General features: G+C 62.3%; 24 protein-coding genes and 1 pseudogene. 13 read left to right on the top strand and 12 right to left on the bottom strand.

All coding sequences use genetic code 11. The features are described from left to right. Positions 1-22 precede the first annotated feature (22 nt). From thiM to ACS4RR_RS32160, 4 genes are all read left to right on the top strand, one after another. Complete coding sequence (gene thiM / locus ACS4RR_RS32175) at positions 23-826, top strand: hydroxyethylthiazole kinase (protein ID WP_260111846.1); 804 nt, start codon at positions 23-25, stop codon at positions 824-826. Then, complete coding sequence (thiE, locus tag ACS4RR_RS32170; RefSeq protein WP_260111845.1) at positions 823-1,458, top strand: thiamine phosphate synthase; 636 nt, start codon at positions 823-825, stop codon at positions 1,456-1,458. Before thiM ends, thiE begins: the two co-directional genes overlap by 4 nt. Then, entirely contained in the window at positions 1,455-2,264 is an 810-nt protein-coding gene (gene thiD, locus ACS4RR_RS32165; RefSeq protein ID WP_260111844.1) for a bifunctional hydroxymethylpyrimidine kinase/phosphomethylpyrimidine kinase, read from the top strand. The genes thiE and thiD overlap by 4 nt, the downstream gene beginning before the upstream one ends. 162 nt (positions 2,265-2,426) lie before the next feature. Continuing rightward, positions 2,427-3,107 carry a spermidine synthase gene (locus tag ACS4RR_RS32160; protein ID WP_456190606.1) on the top strand — a complete coding sequence of 227 codons (681 nt, stop codon included), beginning with the start codon at positions 2,427-2,429 and terminating at the stop codon, positions 3,105-3,107. 3 nt (positions 3,108-3,110) lie between these two features. Here the strand turns inward: ACS4RR_RS32160 and ACS4RR_RS32155 are convergent, their stop codons facing one another. The 3 genes from ACS4RR_RS32155 to ACS4RR_RS32145 form a co-directional block, all read right to left on the bottom strand. Continuing rightward, on the bottom strand, positions 3,111-3,902 hold the full coding sequence (locus ACS4RR_RS32155) for an HpcH/HpaI aldolase family protein (RefSeq protein ID WP_162115326.1): 792 nt from the start codon (positions 3,900-3,902) through the stop codon (positions 3,111-3,113). Positions 3,903-4,002: 100 nt separating this feature from the next. Then, positions 4,003-4,206 carry a hypothetical protein gene (locus ACS4RR_RS32150; RefSeq protein WP_026154593.1) on the bottom strand — a complete coding sequence of 68 codons (204 nt, stop codon included), beginning with the start codon at positions 4,204-4,206 and terminating at the stop codon, positions 4,003-4,005. Positions 4,207-4,326: 120 nt separating this feature from the next. Then, positions 4,327-5,229, bottom strand: a complete 903-nt coding sequence (locus ACS4RR_RS32145) for a choline sulfate utilization transcriptional regulator (protein WP_170260461.1) — start codon at positions 5,227-5,229, stop codon at positions 4,327-4,329. 144 nt (positions 5,230-5,373) lie between these two features. Between ACS4RR_RS32145 and betC the strand changes: the two genes are divergently transcribed. After that, on the top strand, positions 5,374-6,882 hold the full coding sequence (gene betC / locus ACS4RR_RS32140; RefSeq protein ID WP_260111843.1) for a choline-sulfatase: 1,509 nt from the start codon (positions 5,374-5,376) through the stop codon (positions 6,880-6,882). 137 nt (positions 6,883-7,019) lie between these two features. Here the strand turns inward: betC and ACS4RR_RS32135 are convergent, their stop codons facing one another. Continuing rightward, positions 7,020-7,880 carry a sugar phosphate isomerase/epimerase family protein gene (locus tag ACS4RR_RS32135; RefSeq protein WP_456190605.1) on the bottom strand — a complete coding sequence of 287 codons (861 nt, stop codon included), beginning with the start codon at positions 7,878-7,880 and terminating at the stop codon, positions 7,020-7,022. A gap of 66 nt (positions 7,881-7,946) precedes the next feature. Further along, a complete protein-coding gene (locus ACS4RR_RS32130) occupies positions 7,947-9,317 on the bottom strand; it encodes an amidase (protein ID WP_260111841.1) in 1,371 nt (456 codons plus the stop codon). A 275-nt stretch (positions 9,318-9,592) separates the two neighbouring features. On the opposite strand from ACS4RR_RS32130, the gene ACS4RR_RS32125 reads away from it, so the two are divergent. Together ACS4RR_RS32125 and ACS4RR_RS32120 are read left to right on the top strand one after the other, a co-directional pair. After that, positions 9,593-9,871 (top strand): hypothetical protein, encoded by a 279-nt coding sequence (locus tag ACS4RR_RS32125; RefSeq protein WP_017968391.1) that lies wholly within the window; start codon positions 9,593-9,595, stop codon positions 9,869-9,871. Positions 9,872-9,944: 73 nt separating this feature from the next. Then, the gene (locus tag ACS4RR_RS32120; protein WP_162115321.1) at positions 9,945-10,385 is read left to right on the top strand and encodes a DUF1810 domain-containing protein; all 441 of its coding nucleotides are present in this window, start codon (positions 9,945-9,947) and stop codon (positions 10,383-10,385) included. A 49-nt stretch (positions 10,386-10,434) separates the two neighbouring features. Here ACS4RR_RS32120 and ACS4RR_RS32115 read toward each other — a convergent pair whose 3' ends face one another. Continuing rightward, positions 10,435-10,623, bottom strand: a complete 189-nt coding sequence (locus ACS4RR_RS32115; RefSeq protein ID WP_003547852.1) for a hypothetical protein — start codon at positions 10,621-10,623, stop codon at positions 10,435-10,437. A gap of 82 nt (positions 10,624-10,705) precedes the next feature. Continuing rightward, positions 10,706-11,329 (bottom strand): TetR/AcrR family transcriptional regulator, encoded by a 624-nt coding sequence (locus ACS4RR_RS32110; protein WP_017968388.1) that lies wholly within the window; start codon positions 11,327-11,329, stop codon positions 10,706-10,708. Positions 11,330-11,456: 127 nt separating this feature from the next. On the opposite strand from ACS4RR_RS32110, the gene ACS4RR_RS32105 reads away from it, so the two are divergent. Next, the gene (locus ACS4RR_RS32105; protein ID WP_222360358.1) at positions 11,457-11,672 is read left to right on the top strand and encodes a hypothetical protein; all 216 of its coding nucleotides are present in this window, start codon (positions 11,457-11,459) and stop codon (positions 11,670-11,672) included. 117 nt (positions 11,673-11,789) lie between these two features. On the opposite strand, the gene ACS4RR_RS32100 is transcribed toward ACS4RR_RS32105, so the two are convergent. After that, positions 11,790-12,647, bottom strand: coding sequence for an SDR family oxidoreductase (locus tag ACS4RR_RS32100; RefSeq protein WP_170260465.1), 858 nt, complete (start codon positions 12,645-12,647; stop codon positions 11,790-11,792). A gap of 152 nt (positions 12,648-12,799) precedes the next feature. Between ACS4RR_RS32100 and ACS4RR_RS32095 the strand changes: the two are divergent. Next, positions 12,800-13,647 (top strand): annotated as a pseudogene (locus ACS4RR_RS32095) (IclR family transcriptional regulator). Between the two features lie 22 nt (positions 13,648-13,669). On the opposite strand, the gene ACS4RR_RS32090 reads toward ACS4RR_RS32095, so the two are convergent. After that, entirely contained in the window at positions 13,670-14,878 is a 1,209-nt protein-coding gene (locus tag ACS4RR_RS32090) for an amidohydrolase/deacetylase family metallohydrolase (protein ID WP_260111840.1), read from the bottom strand. Positions 14,879-15,150: 272 nt separating this feature from the next. Beyond that, positions 15,151-16,020 carry a sigma-70 family RNA polymerase sigma factor gene (locus ACS4RR_RS32085; RefSeq protein ID WP_260111839.1) on the bottom strand — a complete coding sequence of 290 codons (870 nt, stop codon included), beginning with the start codon at positions 16,018-16,020 and terminating at the stop codon, positions 15,151-15,153. Positions 16,021-16,146: 126 nt separating this feature from the next. Between ACS4RR_RS32085 and ACS4RR_RS32080 the strand changes: the two genes are divergently transcribed. Next, the gene (locus ACS4RR_RS32080; RefSeq protein ID WP_260112011.1) at positions 16,147-16,605 is read left to right on the top strand and encodes a carboxymuconolactone decarboxylase family protein; all 459 of its coding nucleotides are present in this window, start codon (positions 16,147-16,149) and stop codon (positions 16,603-16,605) included. Positions 16,606-16,699: 94 nt separating this feature from the next. Here the strand turns inward: ACS4RR_RS32080 and rhaI are convergent, their stop codons facing one another. Next, positions 16,700-17,992 (bottom strand): L-rhamnose catabolism isomerase, encoded by a 1,293-nt coding sequence (rhaI, locus tag ACS4RR_RS32075; protein ID WP_260111838.1) that lies wholly within the window; start codon positions 17,990-17,992, stop codon positions 16,700-16,702. Between the two features lie 215 nt (positions 17,993-18,207). Next, on the bottom strand, positions 18,208-20,304 hold the full coding sequence (locus tag ACS4RR_RS32070; RefSeq protein WP_170258345.1) for a bifunctional rhamnulose-1-phosphate aldolase/short-chain dehydrogenase: 2,097 nt from the start codon (positions 20,302-20,304) through the stop codon (positions 18,208-18,210). A gap of 198 nt (positions 20,305-20,502) precedes the next feature. Between ACS4RR_RS32070 and ACS4RR_RS32065 the strand changes: the two genes are divergently transcribed. From ACS4RR_RS32065 to ACS4RR_RS32055, 3 genes are all read left to right on the top strand, one after another. Next, entirely contained in the window at positions 20,503-21,315 is an 813-nt protein-coding gene (locus tag ACS4RR_RS32065) for a DeoR/GlpR family DNA-binding transcription regulator (protein ID WP_170277693.1), read from the top strand. Positions 21,316-21,363: 48 nt separating this feature from the next. Continuing rightward, entirely contained in the window at positions 21,364-22,359 is a 996-nt protein-coding gene (gene rhaS / locus ACS4RR_RS32060; RefSeq protein WP_260111837.1) for a rhamnose ABC transporter substrate-binding protein, read from the top strand. 73 nt (positions 22,360-22,432) lie between these two features. Continuing rightward, positions 22,433-23,968 (top strand): sugar ABC transporter ATP-binding protein, encoded by a 1,536-nt coding sequence (locus ACS4RR_RS32055; protein WP_260111836.1) that lies wholly within the window; start codon positions 22,433-22,435, stop codon positions 23,966-23,968. Positions 23,969-23,977: the final 9 nt, after the last annotated feature.

Raw genomic sequence — 23,977 nt, 5'->3', positions numbered from 1 at the left:
GCCCCCGCCTGAAAGGGGCCATATGCAGACCAGGACCACACCAGGAGCGATGCTGAAGGCGATGCGCGAGAAGCCGCCGCTCGTTCAGTGCATCACCAATTACGTCGCCATGAACATCGCCGCGAATGTCCTGCTTGCATCAGGCGCCTCGCCCGCCATGGTGCATGCCGCGGAAGAAGCCGGCGAATTCGCCGCGATCGCCAGCGCTGTGACAATCAATATCGGCACGCTGTCGACGCAATGGATCGACGGCATGCAGGCGGCTGCGAAGGCGGCGACATCAGCCGGCAAACCCTGGGTGCTCGATCCGGTCGCCCATTATGCCACCGCCTTCCGCCGCAATGCGGTCGCCGAACTGCTGGCGCTGCGCCCAACCATCATCCGCGGCAACGCGTCCGAGATCATCGCGCTTGCCGGCGGAGAAAGCCGCGGCCAGGGGGTCGACAGCCGCGACCCGGTCGAGCAAGCGGAAGGTTCGGCGCGATGGCTTGCCGAGCGGCAGCGGGCGGTCATCGCCGTAACCGGCGCCGTGGATTTCGTCACCGACGGCGAGCGGGCCGTGCGCATCGAAGGCGGATCGGTCCTGATGCCGCAGGTCACGGCACTCGGCTGCTCGCTCACCTGCCTCGTCGGCGCCTTTGCCGCGACGGCACCTCAGGATATCTTCGGCGCGACGGTCGCAGCCCTTGCAACCTTCGCCATCGCCGGCGAGGAGGCCGCCCTTGGGGCGGCCGGCCCCGGCTCCTTCTCCTGGCGCTTCCTCGATGCGCTGGCCGCGCTCGACGCCGAAACGCTGGATGCCCGGGCAAGGATATCAGCCGCATGAAGGCTTTCGACCTTTCGCTCTATCTCGTCCTCGACCCCGATCTCTGCGCCGGGATCGGCATGGTCGAAACAGCGCGCCTTGCCGTTGCCGGCGGCGCCACCATGGTGCAGTTGCGTGACAAAAATGCCGGCACCATCAGGATGATCGAGACCGGCCGCGCCTTGAAACAGGCGCTGGATGGGACGGGCGCGCTTCTCATCGTCAACGATGACGTCGAGGCGGCCATCGCCATCGGCGCCGATGGCCTGCACATCGGCCAGGAGGATATGGATGCGCGCAGAGCGCGGGCCATGGTCGGTGCCGAGATGATCCTTGGCCTGTCGGTCGAGAGCGAGGCGCTTGCGAACGCCGTCGATCCTGGCTTGGTCGACTATACCGGCGTCGGGCCGGTGTTTGCGACACCGACCAAGGCCGATCACAAGCAGCCGATCGGCTTTGACGGCCTTGCAAGGCTGGTCAAGGCCTCGCCGGTGCCATCCGTCGCGATCGGCGGGCTCAAGGTAGATCATGTCGGCCAGGTGTTCGCCGCCGGCGCCCGGGGGCTTGCCGTCGTCTCCGCCATCTGCGGTTCGCCCGACCCCGAAGCGGCCACCCGCCGCATCGCCGCAGAAATTCGAAAGGCCCGCGCATGATCCGCAACGTTCTCTCGATCGCCGGCTCCGATCCCTCCGGCGGCGCCGGCATCCAGGCCGACCTCAAGGCCTTTTCCGCCCGCGGCGTCTACGGCATGGCGGTGCTGACCGCGCTGACGGCGCAGAACACGCAAGGGGTGAGCGGCGTGCATCTGGTGCCGCCGCAATTCGTCGCCGATCAGATCAATGCCGTCTTTGCCGATGTGCGCGTCGATGCCGTCAAGATCGGCATGATCGCCAATGCCGGCATCGCCGACGCCGTTGCCGGTGCGCTGACCGACCACCGCGACATTCCGATCGTCATCGACCCTGTCATGATCGCCAAGGGTGGAGCCGCCCTACTGGCGCCCGAAGCGGTCGACGTCCTGACCCGCCGGCTGCTGCCGCTTGCCACGCTTCTGACCCCGAACCTGCCGGAAGCCGCCGCCCTGCTGCACCAGCCGGTCGCGACAAACCGCGCTGACATGGCGGCGCAGGCCGAGCGCCTGCTGGCGCTTGGCCCGGTCGCGGTGCTGGTCAAGGGCGGCCATCTCGACAGCGACGAGAGCCCTGACGTGCTTGCTACCGCCGCCGGTCTGCACTGGTTCGAAGCCAGGCGCGTGCCGACCAAGAACACCCACGGCACCGGCTGCACGCTGTCCAGCGCGCTGGCGGCCGAGCTTGCCAAGGGCGCTTCGGCGCGGGAGGCCGTCGCCATCGCCAAGGATTACCTCGCCGGCGCGGTCGCGGCTGCCGGCTACCTCACCGTCGGCTCCGGCCATGGACCTGTCCAGCATTTTCATGCACTCTGGAAAGGCGGCGAATAGGCACTCGCTCAACCAAACATGCCGACCGAAACGGCCGGCCATTGGGCGAGCTTTACAAGAGCTGGGCGGACCCGTCGGTGCGGATGATCTGAAGCCGGCTTGCTGGCCTCGTCGCCTGCCCTATGCTAGGGGACAGTCCCTTTCATAAGAGGCGAAGCCGTCATGCTGCCATGGATCCAGCTCGATTCCGCGACCATTCCCGGTGAATACGGCGAATTGCGGCTGAAGCGGCGCGGCAGCGAGTTCTCGATCATGCTCGGCGCCAACGAGCTGATGAACAGCCGTCTCAGCGGCTCGGAGGAGGCACTGGCGACCCTTTCCTGGGATCGGATCAAGGCGCACCCGAAGCCGCGGATCCTGATCGGCGGCCTCGGCATGGGCTTCACCCTGCGCGCCGCCCTCGCCGTCCTTCCCGAAGATGCCGGCGTCACCGTCGCCGAACTGGTGCCGGCCGTCGTCGCCTGGGCACGCGGGCCGATGACCGAGGTCTTCAAGGGCTGTCTCGACGATCCGCGGGTCGGCATCCATCAGGGCGATGTCGGCGACGCGATCCGCACCGGCAAGGCCGCCTATGACGCCATTCTGCTCGATGTCGATAACGGTCCTGATGGCCTGACCCGCAAATCCAACGACCGGCTCTACGATTTTGCCGGCCTTCGCGCCGCCGGCGACGCGTTGCGCCCAGGCGGCGTGCTCGCCGTTTGGTCGTCCGGTCCGGACCCGGATTTCACGCGGCGTCTCAAGGATAGCGGTTTTTCCGTCGATGCGGTCAACACGCGCGCCAACGGCAAACGCGGCGGCGCCCGCCACGTCATCTGGCTGGCCGTCAAATCGGTGAAATGACGCTCAAGCAGAAGCGATCCTGCGGGCGGCATTGATGGCGCGGCGGGCGCCGGAGCGCAACTGCGCGGTCTCGGCGCCGGCAATGACCAGATCGAAGCCGAACTTCAGCAGTTCGCCAGCCCGCTCGCCGTCACCGGCGAAGGCGCAGGCGAATTTGCCATGGGCACGGCAGCGCGAAACCGCATGCTGCATGGCGCTGTCGATCTCGGCGGCGTTCGGCGCCACCTGATCGCCGTTCGACAGCGCGATCGAAAGGTCGGAAGGGCCGATGAAAATGCCATCGATGCCGGCAACGCCGAGGATGCCGTCAATCGCCTCGAGGGCTGCCCGGGTCTCGATCATGGCGACGGCGACGGTGAGCGCATTGGCGTTCTTCAGATAATCATCGGCCGACAGGCCTGTATGGTTGAGCGCCAGCGACGGTCCCCAGCTGCGTTCGCCGAGAGGCGGGTATTTGGTGGTCTTGACGAAGGCTTGCGCGTCTTCGGCCGAATTGATCATTGGCGCGATGATGCCAGAGGCGCCGGCATCGAGCAGGCGCGAGGCGGACGCGAAATCACCGACCGGAATGCGCGCCAGCGCCGGCTTGCCGGCAAGGCGCACCTGGGCAACGGCGTTCGCTGCCGAGGGCATGTCCCACATGCCGTGCTGCATATCCAGCACGATGGTGTCGAAGGCCTCCTGCGCCAGGTGATTGGCGAGCGTAGCGTCGGGAATACCGATCCAGGCGGAGATCATGCCGCCCCGGTGCTGCCTGATCCTGTCCGCAAATCCGTCGATATCAGCTGCGCTCATGCCATTCTCCTCAATTCGACAGGCCGCCAGCGGCCAGATATTTCACCTCGAGGAACTCGTCGATGCCGAATTCCCTCAAAGCCGTGCACGGGTTGCCGGCTCATCCTCTCCGGCGCAGCCGTGAAATAATAATTGTCACAGCGAGCCCGGCGACGACCATGATGCTTCCCCAGAGAACCCAGATGCTTTGGTTGATCATGAAACTGGACGCGGGATAGGGAAAATAGCCGCTTCCCTGGGCGATCCAGATCAGTCCCAGGAGGATCATGAGCAGTCCAACGATGTATCCGACGGTTCGCGACATGTTTCGGCCCTTCCTTATGAATCGATGCCACAATGTCGATCGACGCCAGTCATGACAAGGCTTCTCTCCTGAGCGCTAGCATATTCGCGATGCAATGACGCGCCGGCCTCGGTCCGAATGTCATGTCCTGCCGACTTCATCCACCAGCCAGGTGCTGAGCCTCTCGCTGTGAATATTTGCCGATCGCGGCGGTATCAGCCAGTATCCGCGGTCGGGTGCCTCGAGCGGCCGCCCGGCTTCCACCAGCATATGTGTGGAGAGAAGCGTATCGACCAGGCCCATCCAGCCGATCGCCACGCCCTGCTCGCTGAGAGCGGCCTGGACGACCAGCGAATAGGTGTTGAAACTGACATCGCCGCGGCCGGCATGGAGATCGCGAATGACGGAGAATTCGGCAAAATAGCTTCGCCAGTCGAACCAGGGCGATGGCATTGGCGAGTCGAGATGGATCAGGATCGCTTTGGCAAGCTGCTGCGGATCGTCGAACGGGCCGTTGCGATCGAGAAAGCCTCGCGTGCAGACGGGCACGACCTTTTCCTGCAGCAGAAGCGATCCGATGGCGCCGAATTCCGCCCGCGTCCCGAAAACCACAACCACATCGGCGTCGTCACGAAGGCCGGGCTCAAGCCTCTGGGTGGCGACGATCTGTATATCCGTTTCGGGGTGAAGCAGGCGAAAGCCGTGCATGCGCGGGATCAGCCAAAGCGCTGAAAAAGCATAGTCGGTTCTCAGTCTGACGACCGGCCTTTGAGCCTCAGTGCGGAAACTGCGCGCCAGGGCATCGATGTCACCGACCGCCTTGGCCGCGACCTGGAAAAGCCGCTCCCCCTCCGCGGTCAACTCGACGCCGCGGTGTTGGCGGCGCAGCAGGGCAACGCCGAACTGCTCTTCCAGCCGCCGAATCTGATAGCTGACGGCCGGCTGCGTAAGGCCGAGACCTGCCGCTGCGGCCGAAAAGCTGCCGAGCCTTGCGACCTCCGTAAAGATGCGCATCGATCCCAGCTCAGGCGGGCGATCTCGCATAAAAATTCCTTTTGGCAACTATCGAAAAAAGCCAGCTTTACAGGCATGACAATACTGGCTTTGATAAGATCTGCAAATAGCAAGGGGCGACGTGCGCCTCAGCGGGACCTTCCCGGCCTTTGAGACCACAGGAGACAATTTCACATGGCGCGTCCGAATATTCTCATCCTGATGGTCGATCAGTTGAATGGCACTTTCTTTCCCGATGGCCCGGCCGATTTTCTGCATGCGCCGCATCTGAAATCATTGGCGGAGCGTTCCGTGCGTTTCACCAACGCCTATACCGCAAGCCCGCTCTGCGCACCGGCGCGGGCCTCCTTCATGTCCGGACAATTGCCAAGCCGAACCCGCGTCTATGACAATGCGGCGGAATTTGCCTCTGACATGCCGACCTATGCGCATCACCTGCGCGCGGCCGGGTACCAGACCGCACTTTCCGGCAAGATGCATTTCGTCGGCCCCGACCAGTTGCATGGTTTCGAGGAGCGTCTGACGACGGACATCTACCCGGCCGACTTCGGCTGGACGCCGGATTATAGCAAGCCCGGCGAACGCATAGACTGGTGGTATCACAATCTGGGTTCGGTCACCGGCGCCGGCATTGCCGAGATCACCAACCAGATGGAGTATGACGACGAGGTCGCCTACCACGCCGCCCGCAAGCTGTTCGATCTCTCGCGCGGACACGACGAGCGCCCCTGGTGCCTGACCGTCAGCTTCACCCATCCGCACGACCCCTATGTCGCGCGCCGCAAATTCTGGGACCTCTATGAGGATTGCCCGGCACTTGACCCGGCGGTAGCGCCGATTGCCTTCGAGCGCCAGGACCCGCACTCTCAGCGCCTGATGATAGCCTGCGATCACGATGCTTTCGACATCAGCGATGAGCAGATCAGGCGGGCAAGGCGCGGCTATTTCGCCAATATCTCCTATGTCGACGAGAAGATCGGCGACATTCTTGGCGTCCTGGAACGGAGCCGCATGGCTGAAAACACCATCGTCCTCTTCGCCTCCGACCATGGCGACATGCTCGGCGATCGCGGCCTCTGGTTCAAGATGAACTTCTTCGAAGGATCGGCCCGCGTTCCGCTGATGATTGCAGCACCCGGCTGGAAGGCCAGACGGATCGACCAGCCCGTCTCCACGCTCGACGTGACGCCGACGCTGGCAGGACTTGCCGGGATCGATATCGCCTCGCTGAAGCCATGGACCGAGGGCGAGAATCTCGCAGCGCTTGCCCAAGGCACCGGCAGCCGCGGCCCGGTCCCGATGGAATATGCCGCAGAGGGTTCCGAGGCGCCGCTCGTCTGTATCCGGGACGGACGATACAAACTCTCGCTTTGCGAGAAGGACCCGCCGATGCTGTTTAATCTCGAGGCCGATCCGCAGGAGCTCGACAATCTGGCGGCCGATCCGGCGCATGCCGAGATTTTGGCAAGGCTTGTCGAACAGGCCGGCCGGCGCTGGAACCTTGCCGATTTCGACGCAGCCGTGCGCGAAAGCCAGGCGCGCCGCTGGGTGGTTTACGCGGCGCTGCGCAATGGGGCCTATTATCCATGGGACTATCAGCCGTTGCAGAAAGCCTCGGAACGCTACATGCGCAATCACATGGATCTGAACGTGCTGGAGGAAAACCAAAGGTTCCCGCGCTAGAACAGGATGATTTTAGGCCGGGTCGGCCTAAAATCTGAATCCTGTTCTACATTATGTCGTTAGAGCATGATGTCGTCCGAAAACCGCTCATACTTTTCGGCATCATGCTCTAGGGATGAGCGAGAAGTGCTTCTGATTTAAGCCGTCCTGCGCGCCGGCGACTCGCGCAGGAAATCCTCGATGAACGTCTTTTGCAGCAGGATGCCGTCCCATTCATCCGGGAAGAAGGACGAGTCGTAGATCAGCGTGAAGGGACCGGCATAACCGGCCCTCTCGCACATCTCCAGGCACGTGCGGTAGTCCTCGGCGTCGAGGCCGCTAACGCCGTAATCGGCCTTGGCATGGCAGATTTCCGCCCGGCCCATGATATCGGCAAGGCCCTGATATTTCGCCGGCGCCGCCCAGTTGCCGAGGTCACCGTTGAGGCCGACCCTGCCATCCAGCCGGTCCAGCAGCCAGTTCATCTCGACGGGTGACGGCAGCAGGTCGAACCAGTTCTCGACGACGACACGCACGCCGCTGCCTTCCGCCTTTTCGGCCAGCCAGTTCAGATGGCGGGCGGCGCGGGCGAGGTTTTCTTCCGTCGGCTTCTGCTTGCCGGCTATGACGCGCATCCTCTGCGCCCCGAGGGCTGCAGCGATGTCGATCCACTCCGCCATCCATCTGACGTCGCGTTCGGCGGTCTCGGGATGGCTCGGATCGCCGTCCTCGACCAGCAGCGTCTGGAACAACACGTTCGAGGCCGCCATCGCCTCGCGCAATTCGCTTATATAGGCGGCGTCGAGGCTCGGCAGATGGAAGGAACAGACCTCCAGCCGGTTGACGCCACGTGCCGTAAGCGCCGCCGGCACGTCGATCAGCACCGCGCCGCCTGGGCCATAGGGCTCTTTCGGCGCAGCGCTTTTGTCGGGATCGGGACTATAGGCGTGAACGGCGCCAAGCAGCCGATGCAGCGACCATGTCGAAACCGCGAAACGTCCGTTTTGCAAAACCTGCACTTGCTTTCCTCCGGGATCTCCTCACGCCATCAATGGCAACTAATTCCCGGCGGTTCAATTGCCAATTCAGGCAAAGTCGTCGCGGATGACCGGCTCGGCGGCAAGGGCGATCCCCAGGAGCGCCTCATCGCGATGGGCCGTGGCGGAAAGCAGCAGTCCAACAGGCATGCCAGCCTCGCCGGTGCCGCACGGAATGGAAACGCCGCACCAGTCGAGGAAATTGCCGAGCGCGGTGTTGCGCAACATCTTGTTGTTCGTCGCGAAGAACAGCTCGTCATCCTGCACCAGCGGCCCGATCGGCGGCGCGACATGGGCGACAGTGGGAAAGGCGAGCAGCCGGTCGCCGACCAGGAGCTCGACATCGGCGATCAGGCGGCTGCGCGCCTCGAGGATTCTGAGGTAATCGGGCAGCGTCGTCTTGCTTCCGAGACGGGTACGCAAGACGACACGGTGATCCATCCTGTCCGCGTCCGGTCCGGCCAAGCGTTCCTGATGAAGTGCGAAAGCCTCCGCCGTGACCAGCGGACCATATCTCGTCATCAGCTCGAAGATTTCGTCGAAGGCGGGGATGACGGTGCGGGCAACCTTGGCGCCGGCCTTTTGAAGACGTTCCAAAGCCGCCTCGAACGCGGCGACGACGCCGGGTTCCGCTCCGTCGAAGACGACATTTTCAGGCACGATGAGTTCCAGCCCTTGCAGGGGATGCGCAACGACATCAGGCGCGGTCAGGCCACGCATCGCCGCATCGATCCAGACCGCGTCCGTGACGTTGCGGCAGAGCGGTCCTAGCGAATCCAGGCTCTTTGCCAACGGATAGACGCCTGCCATCGCGTGGCGGCCACGCGTCGCCTTGTAGCCGACGATGCCGTTCAAGGCGGCGGGAATACGCACCGAGCCGCCAGTATCGGTGCCAATGGCGACCGGAACCAATCCGGCAGCGACGACGACACCAGCGCCCGAGGACGAGCCGCCCGGAATGCGCGGGAGATCAGTGCCGCGCGGATTTACCGGCGTGCCGTAATGCGGATTGATGCCGAGGCCGGAAAAGGCGAATTCGCTCATATTGGTGCGTCCGACGGCGACCATGCCCGCCTGCCTGAGCAAAGCGACGACAGCCGCATCGCGCTTGGCCGGCATATCCTTTGCCAGTACGACGGAACCGGCCGTCGTCGGCAAGCCTTCCATGTCGAAAAGATCCTTCCAGGCGATCGGAATGCCGTCCAGCAATCCAAGCGAGCGCCCCTCCCGCAGACGTCGCGACGAAGCGCGTGCCTCCGCCATCGCCCGGCTTTCGAGCAGTGTGGTGAAGACGGCCTTGTCGGCATAATGCGCGATGGAATCGAAGACCGCCTCCGCCACCTCGACCGGATCGGCCGCGCCAGCTTGAATGAGGACGGAAAGCTGCGCGACCGACATCGCGCCGAAGGATTTGCTCATGGGACTATCCAGAAAAAAGATGTTCCTCTCTGGACTACCCCGGATCATTCCGGTGAACCAGAGGTTCACGATATTTTGCATTTATTGGTACGATTTTTTGAACACTGAGTTTGAATATCGCCCCTTCAATTACCACGATCGAAGACACACATGCTGCACGCATGCGGAAGCGGTTCGGCGCGAGGGTAAGAGTCTGCTCTTAAGAGACCGGCTCCGCATGTGTTGCAGGAGTAATTAAAATGACAGATTGTGAAACTTTGACCCGTCGCCAGGATATGGTGACCCTTCATGTAAAAGAAGACGAAACAGCCGGTTTAGGCGAGCGTGATTATGTAGACCATGTCAGCGCCCAGAAACTTTCGGCCTTCGAGCGCATTGTCGTGGTCGGAGCGCTGGTTCTCTTGAGCTTTGCGGGTTTTGCCGCCTATTCTTCCGGCAATACGGACCCGATGACGACATCGGCCATTGCCGTCACGGGCGGCGATAACATGCCGCCGCATCCGGCCTACGGCCATTGCCGCGACAGCAGCCCCTACGCTGAGAGGGTCTGCTAACAGGAAAGCTAGCTCGCCGGGCATGGAGACCTTGGCCCAGGCTGCATCGACAGCAGGAAAAGGGAAAAGGACCATGGCCGGTGAAATTGACTATAATCTCGATCGGTTCATCGATGCCCAAAACGGCGTCTACGAACAGGCGCTTTTAGAGCTGAAAGCCGGACGCAAGACGTCCCACTGGATGTGGTTCATCTTCCCGCAGATCGCCGGTCTCGGCACGTCGGCGATGGCCGAAAAATATGCGATCCGCTCGGCCGAGGAAGCCGCCGCCTATCTCGCCGATCCCATTCTCTCAAGCCGGCTGCTGCGCTGCGTCGAGGCGATCCTGTCCGTGAACGGCCGATCGGCGCACGAAATCCTGGGCTCACCCGACGACCTCAAGCTGCGCTCGTCGATGACCTTGTTTGCCGCGATCAGCGACCATGGTTCGCCCTTCCACCGGGTGATCGAGCATTTCTATCAGGGAAAATTCGACGCTCGGACGATGGAAATCCTTAGCGCCAGCACAGGATGATTTTAGGCCAGGCCGGCCTGGAATCTGAACACGTTCCAAAATGAAACAGTTAGCGGCCCGGCCTGCTCTCCAGCGTAGCGATTTCCTCGGAAATCTCGCTCAACCGCTGACGCAGATCGCTGTCGGTGCCATCATCGACTTCTTCCTCGCCGAAACAATAGCGCGCATCATGGAGCTCCAGCTTGGCTTCGAGCTCGGCGCGTTTGGCATACAGGCGTTTGAGATAGACGTAGTTCATCTCCCTGCCTCCACATCGCTCTCGGGTTAGTGTGAAAACGGCATGGAAGCAGTAAGGTTCCCCTCCCACACACTTGCGGTGGTCAGGCGAAAGAAGCGATTGCCGCATGGCAGGCCTTGGCGAAATGGCCGCAGCAGCCGGCAGCACCCATAGCCTGGCGGCTGACACGCGCGCCTTCGAGCAGCAGCGTCAACGTATCGGCAAGAAGCTGGGGTTCGCGCGCGCCGGCCGCCGAACAGAGCGCGGCCAGGCGATCACGCTGTTCGGCCTTGTGCCGCTCGATCATTTCATGGGCGGGATGGCCCTCGCCCTTCAGCTCGATGGCAGCATTGGCAAGATCGCAACCGGCGGGCTCGCCGTTCAGACATTGCGCCCGCAACTCCACCCAGGCGTCCAGCTGGGCGCGCGGATTGCCGGGATAGGCCGCTTCCAGATCGCGCCAGATGGTACCCGCCTTTTCGGAGGCCCGGCGCAGCGTCTCACAGACGAGTTCGTCCTTCGAGCCGAAATGCCGGTAGAGCGTCATCTTGTTGGTCAGAGCCGCGTCGGCAATGGCATCGACGCCGATACCGCGGATGCCGCGCTCGCGGAAAAGCTCCGAGGCGGTCGAGACGATACGCTCCCGCGGCGGGATGCGATCTTCTGGAACGGCTGCGGAGATTTCATTCGAAGTTTCTGATTTTTTTGCGGACGTAGTCCTTGACATCAATGTGACCGATCGGTAACAAATGCATTGTTACTTACCGGTAACACCACAAAACGCGAAAGTCAATGCCGAGGGCATGGCAGCGGAAAGTGGAACACGGGCGACCGCCCACGAAAGGAGGACAACCATGAGAAAGACCAGAGACGACCTGACGATATCCGAAGCCCTTCACGACCCCCTGATCGCCATGGTGTTGCGCGCCGACGGCGTAAAGCTTGAAGACTTCAAGCAACTCCTGGAGACGGCCGCCCGCAAACGCGAACCGCGCTCGACTTCGGTGGGCAATATGATCGGAGCGCTTGCAAGCCGCGCCAATCTGCCGGCAATGCCCTGCTTCGGCTGAAGAAGCCGCCTGAACAGCTTGGGGATCTCTCCCTGCCCCCGTCAAGGGCTGCCGTCACAACCAGACGGCGGCCCTTGCCGCTTTAAAGCATGTCGCGCAGAAGGATCGCGACGCGCTTTAGAGGATCGGCTTGCCGCCGGTGACCGCGATCGTCGTGCCGGAGATATAGCTCGACAAGGGATCGGCCAGCATCACATAGGCTGTCGCAAGCTCGGCCGGCTGTCCCGGCCGTTTCATCGGCACTTGCTTGCCGAAATTGCTGACGCTTTCTTCAGGCAGTGTCGAAGGGATGAGCGGCGTCCAGATTGGCCCGGGCGCCACCGCATTGGCGCGAATGCCTTTCTCGGCCAGAAGCTGAGCAAGGCCGGCGGTGAAATTCTGGATCGCACCCTTGGTCGTCGCATAGGCAAGCAGCGTCGGGTTCGGATTGTCCGAATTGATCGAAGCCGTATTGATGATGGCGCTGCCGGGCTTCATATGGGCGACGGCTGCCTTGGTCAGGTAGAACATCGAATGAATATTGACCTTGAAAGTCAATTCCCATTCCTCGTCGCTGATTTCGTCGATGCTCTTGAAGCTTGCCTGATGCGCGGCGTTGTTGACGAGAATGTCAATGCCGCCGAGCTCCTTGACCGCCGTCTCGACGATCTGCCTGCAGTGGGCGGGATCCTGGATGTCGCCGCTGACGAGAATGGCCTTGCGCCCAGCCTGCTCGACGAGCCGCTTGGTCTCGTCGGCATCCTCGTCCTCGTCGAGGTAGGAGATCACCAGATCGGCCCCTTCACGGGCATAAGCGATCGCCACGGCCCGGCCGATGCCGCTATCGCCGCCGGTGATAATCGCACGCTTGCCCTTCAGCCGCTCGGAACCGCGATAACTTTTTTCGCCATGATCGGGAACGGGGTCCATCTGTGCCGTGAAACCCGGCATCGGCTGTTTCTGAGAGGGAAAAGGTGGTGTGGGATAATTTGGCATCATGACCTCCTGGGTTGAGGGGGTCAAACTCGGACTGCGGCTTGTTGTTCCACGCCGAGCTGTCGCATCTGCCCACACGATCAACCTACAAGATGTTGCGATTTGCCATAGCCACCTCTATGCCATAGTAATGTAACATAACGGCGTTTTTCATGAGGTGCGTGGAATTGGACGGAAAGACATCCCCCCCGGTTTACTCCGAAGATGAGGGCGTTGCCGACGAGGCTGCTGGCAAGGGCGCGCGCCGCGCGCGTGTCAGCGGTATCGACCGGGCGCTTCAAGTGATCGACCATCTTTACGAGACCGGATCGCCTGCCGGCGTCTATGCCATCGCCAAGGCGGTGAAGGCGCCGCTATCGACCGTTTACGTCATCGTTGACGATCTCGTCGAGAAGAACATGCTGACACGTCAGGCGGACGGCTCGATCTGGCTCGGCGCGCGGCTCTACCATTACGGCCTTGCGTATGCCAGGTCGCTGGATTTCATGAGCATCGCCACCCACGAAATGCACGATCTCTGCCGCCAGGCCGGCGAAACCGTGCAGGTCTGCGGCCGCGACGGCGACTATATGCTGGTGCTGGCCATGGCCGACGGCCCGAGCCATTTTCAGGTGGCGTCCCGCGTCGGCACAAGGGTGCCGCTGAACTGGACGGCCTCCGGCCGCCTGCTCGTCGGCCACCTGGCGGAGGAGGAGCGCATCGAACTGTTCAAGCGCTGCGCCCGCTCTTCACCGACCGGCCGCGCCGAGATCGATCCGGGCACGTTGTCGGAAGCCGCCGGCAAGGCCTTCGAGTCTCGCCTGTCGATCCAGGCGGGGAATCCGATTATGCGGTTGCCTGCATCGCCTCGCCGATCTGCGATCGCGACGGCCAGTGCGTCGCCACCATTTCCATCGTGCTGCCGGAACAGAAGGCCTTTTCCGACGAAAACCACTATACCGCCCATGTCCGCAGTTCAGCGGAACGGATCGAAAAGCTGATGGGCTGGCGCAACCGCTGAGCATTGCGCCCTTCGGTGGATCCTACCTATAGGAATAGCCGTGGCTGTGCCGCACCAGCTTGCGCGCCCGCGGCACATAGCGGCTGGCGGTAAAGGCATCCGCGCCCATCACCGCATAGCGCGGCTCGAACAGCTTGTTGAGGACCGACACGTCGCCGTTGGAATCCGTCGCCTCAAGATCGGAATCGACCAGGTCGAAAATGGTGAACTCCGCTTGCGAGCCGACCGAAAGCCCGTTCTCCATCGACAGCTTGATGACGGATGCCGGCGCATGGGTGACGGCTTCCACCACCTTGACGAAAGGCATGCCGACGCTGAGCAGCTTCGACATCGTGGTCGCCAGGTCCCAGACCGGGAAATTCATCGAGTGGCCGTGCAGGTCGGTCGAAATCGAGAACGGCAGAAGCCCGCGTGCGATCGCCGCCTCGGCGACCTTGAAGGAGAAGGAGGCGCCGCCATGGCCGATGTCGAGACGGATGCCCTCGGAGGCACAGCGCTCGGCGAGGTTGAAGAGGTCCTCGTCTTCCATGATGCTCGACCCGGCCTTGCCGTTGAAGCAATGGGTGACGACGTCGCCGGGTCGGAGGATCTCAAGCACCTCGTCATAAAGCGCCGGCGGCTCGCCGACATGCACCATCATCGGCACTTTCAAGATCTTGGCGATCTTCTTGCCGAGCTTGACCGGGGTGACGCCCCAGGACCCGGTGATGACATGGCTGGCGCGCACCTTGATGCCGACAATGTGCTCGCTGTTTGCCGCATAGACTTCGAGAATGCGGTCGAGATCGATATCACGGATATCCCGCAATTCCGCGACGCGGTTGCACGCGACGAGGCCGATCGAGCCGAGATTGAGGAAGGCCTTGATGCGCTCGCGCGAGGGCTCGATGATATATTCGCGGAAGCCATGGAAATTCGCCTCACCGGCCGAACCGGCATCGACCAGCGTGGTGACGCCGCGCTCGACGCCGCATTCGGACGGACGTATAGAAATATCGGTGCCGCCGTGCCAGATATGCACGTGCAGGTCGACCCAGCCGGGCGAAATGAAGGCGCCCTTGCCGTCGATGCGCACAACATCCTGCGAGACAGAAAGCGACGGACCGGTCTCGGCGATCCTGCCGTCGGCATTGACGAGAATGTCGATTGCCCCCTCTTGTGTGCCCGCACCAAAAGCCATCGGTTTGACATTGGTGAGGAGAAGCGGCTTCTTCGCCTGGTCGCCGGGCATGATATGCATTCCTTTCGAAGTCTCGGACCGGGATCACGCCTCGGCCATCCGTGCGGGTCATTATGGAAGAGCAATGGGGAAGCTAGAGATGGCCTCTCAGGGCGCCGTATCGGAAATTCCATAACTATGATACATAAGGCTTTATAATAGAATAAAGCCGAAGAGGAAGCTGTCAAGGAAAATGACGCGGTCGTCGCGATAGACGAAACGTAAGCGGTGCGCTCCTTGCGAAGCGCGCCTTTTTCGAAGATCCGGTAAATTCGCCTTTATTTTCAATCCCGAAGAATCGAATAGTCAAGCCGTTCCAAGTGATCCGGATCGGCGATGGCGTCGATTGCGGCGATCCTGCCCTCGGCGATCGTCAGCGCCACCACCACGCGGAGCTGGCCCTTGATCTCCACGACGAATCCGAGCTCGCCGTCGACCATGGCGATTTCTGCCGCCTGCGCCCGCCCCTTGAAGGCTTCGGCCACGTGAGCCGCTCCGCGCGTTTCGCCAATGGTGCCGAAGCGGGCCGCCGTCGCATCCGGCCGGAAGACGACGTCAGGGGCAAGCACTGCGATCAATCCCTCCAGATCGCCGTTGCGCGACGCCGTGAGGAAGGCTTCGGCGATCGTCCGTTTGCGGCCGAAATCGACATCAGGCGTTTCGTCCACCCCCTGCACCCGGCGACGGGCGCGGCTTGCGAGCTGGCGGGTGGCGCCGGACGAGCGGCCGATGATCGGCGCGATCTCGTCGAAGGGCAGATCGAACATGTCGTGCAGCACGAAGGCGACACGTTCGGCGGGCGCCAGCGTCTGCAGCACGACGACCAGCGCCAGACCGACCGAATCGGCAAAGGCGGCTTCGCGCTCGGGATCGTTCGCGGGATCGGCGATCCCGCCATGAACAGGCGCCTCCAGCGGCTCCTCGCGCCGGGTCTTGCGGGTGCGCAGCATGTCGAGACAGATGCGCGCCACCACCGTCGTCAGCCAGCCGCCGAGATTGCCGACCCCTGTCGTGTCCGTGCGGCTGAGCCGCAGCCAGGCCTCCTGAACGGCGTCCTCCGCCTCGCTGCGCGAGCCGAGCATGCGATAGGCTGCGGCCCTCAGATGCGCTCTGTTCGCCTCGAACTCATCGGCCAGCCATTTTTTCTCGTCCATTTGTCACATTCCTCCGCTGCGTTCCGTCAAGGCCATGACGAATGAAACCCGGCCGATGTGACAACGCCGCCGGATCGTCGAACCATAAACGCATCAAGGAGACATACCATGCAGGAAAAAATGGTCATGCAGGAGCGAATGGGAAATCCCGCCCTCGTCCTTCCCGCAGCCATGCAGGCGCTCAATGCTCTCAGCAAGGTGCCGGCCGAAACCGGCCTTTCACCGAAGCTGCTCGAACTCGTCAACCTGCGCGCCAGCCAGATCAACGGCTGCAGCGTCTGTGTCGACGGTCATCCCCGTATCGCAAAGAAGCTCGGCGAAACCGACGAAAGGCTCTTTGCCATCGGCGCCTGGCGCGACTCGCCCTATTTCAGCGATGCCGAGCGGGCAGCCCTTGCGCTGACCGAGGCGGTGACCCGCATCAGCGACCGCGCCGACCCGGTGCCGGATGATATCTGGGACGAGGCGACCCGACATTATAACGGCAGGAGCCTTGCGGCACTCGTCATCGCCATCGCCAACATCAATGTCTGGAACCGGCTGAACATCGCCACCCGCCAGATCGCCGGGGCCTGGAAGCCGTAAACGGCGAGGTTGCCGGCAGCGCGTCACCCCTGCGCTGCCGGCAACCCACATCCCTAATCAGCATGGCTTCAGGCCATGCGAGACAATCAGCCGTTCAAATGATGCCGCCGCCGCCGGCAGCGGATGCCGGACGTTCGGCCGCCACTTGTCTGCGATAGCCGCTGGCGCGGTAGACGGCGATCGGGTCGATCGCGCCGCCGGCCCTGCGGCGGGCTTCGGCCAGAATCGGTTCGACATCGGCGCGATAGGCGCGCTTCAGAGTTTCCGACGCCATCAGCGCGTCGTTGTCGTCCTGGTAACCGGAGAGCGCCTTGCGATCGACGAGCAGCGCCTGCGCATAGGCGCGGCGGATTTCGTTGGCGCTGTTGATCAGGCTTTCGATCGGGTCGGTGACATTGTGCGACTGGTCGATCATATGGGCCGGGTTGAAGTCGTTGACGCCGCGCTGCTCGGCGTCGACCAGCTCGTTGAAGACGAGGAACAGCCGGTAGGGATCGATTGAGCCGGCGTCGAGATCGTCATCGCCATATTTCGAATCGTTGAAGTGGAAACCGCCGAGCTTGCCGAACTGGATCAGCCGGGCGACTATCATCTCGATATTAGTGTTCGGCGCATGGTGGCCGAGATCGACGAGGCAATAGGCCTTGGGACCGAGCGTCTGGGCGATCAGGTAGTTGGTGCCCCAATCCTGGACGATGGTGGAATAGAAGGCCGGCTCGTACATCTTGTGCTCGGAGAACAGCTTCCAATCATCGGGCAACGCCTTGTAAATGTCAGCCATCGAGGCGAGGTAACGCTCGAAAGCCTTGGTGAAATGGCTCTGGCCGGGGAAGTTCGAGCCGTCGCCGATCCAGACCGTCAGCGCCTTGGAGCCGAGCGCCTTGCCGATCTCGATACATTCGAGATTGTGCTCGACCGCCTGCGCCCGTGTCGCCGCGTCGGTGTGGCTCAGCGAGCCGTATTTGTAGGAATGGGCCTGGCCGGGCGCATCGGAAAAGGTGTTGGAATTTATCGCGTCGAAGCCGAGGCCGAGCGCGTCGCCCTTGGCCTTCAATTCGCTAGCATCCGCCTTGTCCCAGGGGATATGCAGCGAGACGTTCGGCGTCGCCTGCGTCAGCTGGTTGATGACGGCGCAATCGTCGAGCTTGTCGAAGATGCCGCGCGGCTCGCCGGTGCCGGGGAAACGGGCAAAACGCGTGCCGCCGGTGCCGACACCCCAGGAGGGAACGGCAACGAAGAATTCCGCAACCTTGCGGGTGACCGCCTCGATATCGACGCCGCGACGGGCAAGCGTCGCGCCCAGCGCTTCATAGTCGGCTTTCAGCGCCGCTACCCGCTTGTCGTTATCCGTCGCAACCAGATCCTGCGCGATCCTGAATTCGGCCATGTCTTCCTCCCGATTATGCAATTTAAACATTGGGACTTTGTCGTGGGACAGCCCCTCATCCGCCTGCCGGCACCTTCTCTCCGTTCAGACGGGGAGAAGGGGATATGCCGCACCGTCTCCGTCTCACTCCAACATTTCGTTGGGCAAATCCCCTCTCCCCGTCATGACGGGGAGAGGGTTAGGATGAGGGGCAGACGCACCCGCCCCATCAAAAATCACCGCGTAAAACTCTGCACGTTGCCGGCATCGACGTTGATGATGTTGCCGGTCGATTTTGCCGAGAGGTCCGATGCGAGGAAATAGATCGCCTCGGCGATATCTTCCGGAAACACGTTGAGTTTCAGCATCGAACGCTTGCGGTAATGCTCCTCGAGATCGTCCACCTCGATCTTGGACGAGGCGGCGCGCTGCTCGCGCCATTCGCCGCTCCAGATCTTCGAACCGCGCAGGACGGCATCCGGGTTGACGGTGTTGACACGGATGCCGGCATCCGCACCTTCCAGCGCCAGGCAGCGGGCAAGATGGATTTCGGCAGCCTTTGCCGTGCAATAGGCAGATGCATTCGGCGAGGCGGCAAGACCGTTTTTCGAAGCGACGAAGACGACGTTGCCGCCGAGCGCCTGGCGGCGGAAGAGCCGGAAGGCTTCGCGCGAGACGAGGAAATAGCCGGTCGCGAGAATATCGATATTGCGGTTCCACGTCGACAGTTCGGTCGCTTCGATCGGTGCGGAGGAGGCAATGCCGGCATTCGAGACGAGGATATCGATGCCGCCGAATTCGACGCAGGCTTCCGCGAAGGAGGCGATCACCGCATCTTCCTTGGTGACGTCGAGCCGGACGCTACGCACGGCGTCAGCGCCGAACTTCTTGACGAAATCGGCTTCGGTGCCTTCGAGCGCTGCCTGGTCGATATCGGCAAGCACCACGCAGGCGCCTTCGCCGACGAGGCGCGCGGCCGTCGCGCGGCCGATGCCACCGGCGCCGCCGGTGACGAAGGCGACGCGGCCGGCAAGGCCCTTCGGCTTCGGCATGCGCTGCAGCTTGGCTTCTTCGAGCAGCCAATATTCGATGTCGAAAGCTTCCTGCTCGGGCAGTCCCTGATATTCGGAGACCGTCGAGGCGCCACGCATGACGTTGATGGCGTTGACGTAGAATTCGCTGGCAATGCGGGCCGTCGCCTTGTCGCGGGCAAAAGACAGCATACCGACGCCGGGTACCAGGAAGATGACGGGATTGGCGTCGCGCATGGCGGGCGAATTGTCATGCTTGCAGTCGTTGTAGTAGCGGGCGTAGTCGGCGCGGTAGTCCTCCAGCGCCTTGTCGAGACCGGCGACGATCGCGTCGACATCCGGCTTGGCCGGGTCGAAATCGACGATCAGCGGGCGGATCTTGGTGCGCAGGAAATGGTCAGGGCAGCTGGTGCCGAGCGCGCCGAGCGGGCGCAGATCGCTGGAATTGACGAATTCGAGCACGGCGTCCTGATCGTCGAAATGACCAAGCTTGCGCTCCTGCTTGCCGATGCGGCCGCGGATCTCCGGCATCAGCCGGGCGGCGATGGCGCGGCGTTCGGCTACAGCCAAGCTCTGCGTGACCGCGCCGCCGAAAATCGTCTTGCCTTCGGTCTTTTCAGCGAACCAGACGATCGCCTTGTTGATGATATCGAGCGTTAGCTCGTAGCAGGCTTTCGCATCGTTCGCCCAGGTAAAGAGGCCATGGCTTTCGAGCACCACGCCCTTGGCATTCGGATTTGCGGCAACGAAAGCGCCGAGATCGAGGCCGAGCTGGAAGCCCGGACGGCGCCAGGGCAGCCAGCCGATCTCGTCGCCGAAGATCTGCTGCGTCAATTCCTTCGAATTCCTCGATGCAGCGATCGCGATGATCGCATCGGGATGCATGTGGTCGACATGGGTGAAAGGCACGAAACCGTGCAGCGGCGTGTCGATTGAGGCAGCGCGGGCATTCAGGTTGAAGGTGCAGTGCGGCAGGAAGCCGACCATGCGGTCCTCGTCCTCGACACCCTTGTAGATGCCCTTTAGCGATTCCAGCTTGTCTTGGTAGAGCGTCGCGAAACCGTCGAGCTTGATCGTGCCGACGTCGCCGCCCGAGCCCTTGACCCAGAGCACCTTGACCTTGCCGCCGGTCAGCGGATCGGTTTCCATCACCTTCGCCGAGGTGTTGCCGCCGCCATAATTGGTGATGCGCTTGTCGGCGCCGAGCAGGTTGGAGCGATAGAGCAGTTTGCCAGGCTCATCGAGGCCTGCCGCGTAAGCCTCATCCCACCGGTTTTCCAGAAGCCGGACGTTCGCCGCCATGTCATCCTCCCATATGAAATCTTCATCGAGACGCAAAGTTCGCGCCGCTTTTCGCTCACGGTATCGCGCATTAAAATGGAGGTTGTCAATCGAAAACGATCAAATTCGATTATTGTGCAGCGCAATATGAAAATTTATGATCGTTTTTGATTGACACATTGTCATATGTGCGAAATAAACGGTTCAAGGAGGAGCCCCATGCACGAACGCGAACGCCATCGCATCATACTGAGCGCCGTTCAGGAAAAGTCCGTCGTGACGGTTCAGGATATTTCCGAACTGACCGAGGCTTCCGAGGCGACGATTCGGCGCGACATCGCGGCTCTTCATGTCCAGGGCAAGATCCGGCGTGTGCGCGGCGGCGCCGAAGCGGTGCATCCGCCGCAGCTCGGAAATCTCGCCGGGCGCCCCTTCCGCGTTTCGGAATCGGTCAATATCGATAAGAAGCGCGCAATCGCACGCCAGGCGGTCGAGCTTTGCGATCCGGGCGACGCGATCATCATCAACGGTGGCACGACCACCTTCCAGATGGTGCATTTCATGGCGGCGCACCGCCTGCAGGTGATGACCAATTCTTTCGCGATCGCCGAACATCTGGTCAAGCACTCGAAGAACACGGTGACGGTGCCGGGCGGCGCGATCTATCGCGAGCAGAGCCTGATCCTCTCCCCCTTCGACAATGACGCGATCCGCAATTTCTACGCCCGCCGCTTCTTCATCGGCGCGCAGGGCATCGGCCCGCTCGGCATCATGGAAGCCGACGCGCTGATCATCCAGAGCGAGCAGAAGCTGATGCATCAGGCCGACGAACTGGTCGTCATGGCCGATTCCAGCAAATTCCATCGCCGGTCGAGCCTCATTCTGTGCCCGCTCGAGCGTGTGTCTACCATCATCACCGATGACGGCATTCCAGAGGAAGCCGCCAGGATGATCGAGAATGCCGGCATCAGGCTCATTGTCGCGAGCCCGGTCGCCCAGGCAATCAAGGAGGATTCCTCGTCGGTCGCATAAGGCGCCGGGGAGGTGTGAAGAGTGTCAATCAAGTGGGAGGATGAAAGCATGAAACTCGCAAAGAAACTCGCAATAGGCGTGGCATTTGCCGTCGGCATGATGGCCGGAACGGCAAGTGCTGCCGACATCAAGATCGGTCTCGTCGTCAAGTCGCTCGGCAACGGCTTCTTCGATGCCGCCAACAAGGGTGCGCAGGAAGCCGCCAAGGAACTCGGCGGCGTCGAGGTCATCTATACCGGTCCGACGACGACGACGGCCGAAGGCCAGATCGAAGTCATCAACTCGCTGATCGCCCAGGGCGTCAGCGCCATCGCGGTCTCGGCCAACGATCCCGACGCGCTCGTTCCGGCGCTGAAGAAGGCTACACAGCGCGGCATCAAGGTCATCTCCTGGGATTCCGGCGTCGCACCTGAAGGCCGTATCCTGCAGCTCAACCCGTCGTCCAACGAGTTGATAGGCAAGATGTGCCTGACGCTGGTCAAGGACCATCTCGACGGCGGCAAGGGTGACTTCGCCATCCTGTCAGCCACGACCACCTCGACCAACCAGAACATCTGGATCGACCAGATGAAGAAGCAGCTCAAGGATTTCCCGGGCCTCAACCTCGTCACCACCGTCTATGGCGACGACCTTTCGGACAAGTCCTATCGTGAAGCCGAAGGCCTGTTGAAGGCGAACCCGAACATCAAGGTCATCGTCGCTCCGACGACGGTCGGCGTTCTCGCCGCGTCCAAGGTCGTCGAAGACAAGGGCCTTATCGGCAAGGTCTACGTCACCGGTCTCGGCCTGCCATCCGAAATGGCCGGCGCGATCAAGTCGGGCGCGACGAAGGAATTCGCCATCTGGAACCCGATCGATCTCGGTTACTCCGCAACGCAGATCGCCTATCGCCTCGTCAAGGGCGAGACCGACGGCAAGCCGGGCAGCGAGATCGAAGCCGGCCGCATGGGCAAGATCAAGGTCGGCGCCAATGGTGAAGCCGCCATGGCCGATCCCTTCGTCTATAATGCTTCGAATATCGACCAGTTCTCCAAGGTCTTCTGATCTAGAGCCATCGCATAAAAGCCCGGCGGCTTGATGGCCGCCGGGATTCTCATTCGACACTGGTAGAAGCTTGATGAACGCCGCCTTTCAACAAACCGCCACGGACAGCAAAACCGGTGATGCGCCCGCCATTCTGGAAATGCGTTGCATCTCCCAGATCTTTCCGGGCGTGAAGGCGCTCGACAATGTCAGCATCGCGCTGCATCCCGGCACGGTGACCGCGCTGATCGGCGAAAACGGCGCCGGCAAATCGACGCTGGTCAAGATCCTCACCGGCATCTACAGGCCGAACGAAGGCGAGATCCTGGTCGACGGCCAGCCGGTGACCTTTGCCAGCGCCCAGGCCGCAATCGACGCCGGCGTCACCGCCATCCATCAGGAAACCGTGCTGTTTGACGAACTGACGGTTGCCGAAAACATTTTCCTCGGCCATGCGCCGCGCACGCGTCTGCGCACCATCGACTGGCAGGCGATGAACAGCCGCGCCAAAGCGCTGCTGACCGCGCTCGAAAGCAATATCGACCCGACGATCCGCCTGAAGGACCTTTCGATCGCGCAGCGCCACCTGGTGGCGATTGCGCGCGCTCTGTCGATCGAGGCCCGCATCGTCATCATGGACGAGCCGACGGCAGCGCTTTCCCGCAAGGAGATCGACGATCTCTTCCGCATCGTCCGGGGCCTGAAGGAAAAGGGCAAGGCGATCCTCTTCATCAGCCACAAGTTCGACGAAGTCTACGAGATCGCCGATGATTTCGTCGTCTTCCGCGACGGCCGCGCCGTCGGCCAGGGCCGGCTCAAGGAAACGCCGCAGGACGAGATCGTCCGCATGATGGTCGGCCGCGACGTCGAGAACGCTTTTCCCAAGGTCGACGTCGCCATCGGCGGCCCAGTTCTGGAGATCCGCAACTACACCCATCGCACCGAATTCCGCGACATCTCCTTCACCCTGCGCCAGGGCGAGATTCTCGGCATATACGGCCTGATCGGTGCCGGCCGTTCGGAACTGTCCCAATCGCTCTTCGGCATCACCAGGCCGCTCTCCGGCACCATGATGCTCGAAGGCCGCGAAATCACCATCCATTCGCCGCAGGACGCGATCCGCGCCGGCATCGTCTATGTGCCGGAGGAGCGCGGCCGCCACGGCTTAGCGCTGCCGATGCCGATCTTCCAGAACATGACGCTGCCTTCGCTTAGCCGCACCTCGCGCCGGGGCTTCCTCAGGGTGGCAGAAGAATTCGCCCTCGCCCGCAAATATGCCGAGCGCCTGGATCTGCGCGCAGCCGCCCTTTCCGTCCCGGTCGGCACGCTGTCGGGCGGCAACCAGCAGAAGGTCGTCATCGGCAAATGGCTGGCGACGGCGCCGAAGGTCATCATCCTCGATGAACCCACAAAGGGCATCGACATTGGCTCGAAGGCAGCCGTGCACGGCTTCATCAGCGAACTCGCCGCCGAGGGCCTGTCGATCATCATGGTCTCGTCCGAACTGCCCGAAATCATCGGCATGTCGGACCGCGTCCTGGTGATGAAGGAGGGTCTCGCCGCCGGGATATTCGACCGCGCCGAGCTATCGCCGGAAGCGCTGGTGCGCGCCGCCACCGGCAATGCATAAGGTAAAAGC

The organism is Rhizobium zaerense, assembly GCF_051810725.1.
GTDB lineage: Bacteria > Pseudomonadota > Alphaproteobacteria > Rhizobiales > Rhizobiaceae > Rhizobium > Rhizobium leguminosarum_I.
This window is presented reverse-complemented; position numbering and strand designations above follow the sequence as displayed.